Raw genomic sequence first — 864 nt, 5'->3', positions numbered from 1 at the left:
CTCCGGCCCGCCCCCCGGCACCACCGCGTCGAGCGCGACCCGCAGGGACGCCTGTCGCACCGGCTCGCTCTGCGCCGTACGGGCGCAGGGCCCGGTGGCCACCACCAGGTGCACGCCCAGCCGCTCACCGTCCCGCGCCACCGCCTCCAGCGCCCGCATCACCGATCCGGCGGCGGGCCGCCCCGGCGAACCGAGCGCGGGGGAGACCAGCGCGTCCAGATCGTCCACGACCACCACCAGCCGGGGCAGCGGCGGCGCGGCCCCCGTCTTGCGCCGGTCCGCCCCCGGCCGCAGCCGCAGCGTCGAACTGGGCGGGGTGTCGAGGTCCCCGTTCTGCTCCGCGCGGGACGCGACCGCCGTGCGCTGGGCGACCATACGGTCCGACAGCTCCCGCCCGGTGTGCCACTCCGCGAAGTCCGACCGGCCCAGCAGCTCCGCGCGCCGCTTCAGCTCGGCGCTCAGGGACTGCGCGAACTCCCGCATCCGCACCGGGTCGTTGGCGCACAGATGCGTGGTGACATGCGGTACGTCCGTACAGACGCGCAGGCCCTCGCCGGGCGCGTCGCCCGTCGTGGGCACACCCCGGCCGTCGACCAGCACGATGCCCAGCCGGTCGGGACGCTCGGCTGCGGCCAGCGAGGCGACGACCGCCCGCAGCAGTTCCGTACGACCGCTGCCGGGCGGCCCCTCGACCAGCAGATGCGGTCCGTCGGCGGCGAGGTCGGCGGTGACCGGGCCACGTGGGCCGGCGCCCAGTATGGCGGTGACGCGTCCGCCGAGCGCCCGGGTGTCGTCGGCCGCGTCCGCCCAGCGGGCCATCAGCGAGGCCGGGGTGGCCCGGGCCAGGCCCAGCTCGTCGAGGAG

Annotated in this window: 1 protein-coding gene; it reads right to left on the bottom strand. The window is 77.5% G+C overall.

The window, feature by feature from the left end:
* Positions 1-864, bottom strand: an 864-nt coding sequence (locus tag B7767_RS43055) for an FtsK/SpoIIIE domain-containing protein (protein ID WP_256923790.1), incomplete at both ends; no start/stop codon positions are given.

It is taken from the genome of Streptomyces sp. 13-12-16 (genome assembly GCF_002114215.1).
GTDB lineage: Bacteria > Actinomycetota > Actinomycetes > Streptomycetales > Streptomycetaceae > Streptomyces.
The sequence above is the reverse complement of the archived record's forward strand: the minus strand, read 5'-3'. Positions and strand labels throughout refer to the sequence as shown.